The following is a 720-nucleotide window of genomic DNA, read 5'->3' as shown; positions in this document are numbered from 1 at the left end:
AAAGCCAGACATGCTTCGTCTGGCTTTTGACTTTATTATAACTTGGAGAGAAACACGCACGAGGCCGAATGCTTACGCTTCCTCCTGATAAACTTATCGTTTCACTTAAGTGGGTAAGTTTTATCACTTAAGTGATGAAAATTCTTCACTAAAGTGATGCAATTTCATCACCTTAGTGAAATGATAAATTTATCAAGAGGAATAGGGCAGACGCATTATATTTTTTACTATATTATTTCTTGTTGTTTTTATTATATTGTTGATTATTAATGTGTTATTATCTGCCTGTGTCGATTGTTTTTCTTATCCTTATAAGATATATTAAAACATAAACTAACATGAAAAATGGTATAATTGACCTTTGTAAACAAATAGAAGATCCTAGTATGAACCGCAAGAGAGTCCATAAAATGGAAACTAGTATCTATATATCCATTGCTGCTGTAATCTGTGGGGCCCAATCCTGGAATGAAATTGAGGAATTTGGCAATTCGAAAATGACTTTTTTCAAGAGTCGCATACCCAGTCTGGAGTTCATCCCCAGTCATGATACTTTTAACAGATTCTTCAGATGATAAAGCCCGATTATTTTGAGTTGATCTTCCGTAATTGGGTAAAACGAGTCTGTCTGGAGGTGAAAGGTGTTGTAGCTATAGATGGCAAGCTCATGCGTGGTCCAAGCCAATGTGATGGAGAACATACTAGGGGAAAAGAAGGATT

General features: G+C 35.7%; 1 protein-coding gene. It reads left to right on the top strand.

The annotated features are described in order from the left end of the window. Window positions 1–338 precede the first annotated feature (338 nt). Window positions 339–575 carry an ISAs1 family transposase gene (locus RE317_RS21025; RefSeq protein WP_016270762.1) on the top strand — a complete coding sequence of 79 codons (237 nt, stop codon included), beginning with the start codon at window positions 339–341 and terminating at the stop codon, window positions 573–575. Window positions 576–720 lie beyond the last annotated feature (145 nt).

This window comes from Phocaeicola sp. GP0067 (assembly GCF_031119655.1).
GTDB classification, from domain to species: domain Bacteria; phylum Bacteroidota; class Bacteroidia; order Bacteroidales; family Bacteroidaceae; genus Phocaeicola; species Phocaeicola vulgatus.
Note: the sequence above shows the minus strand (reverse complement) of the source record. Positions and strands in the feature narration are given on the sequence as shown.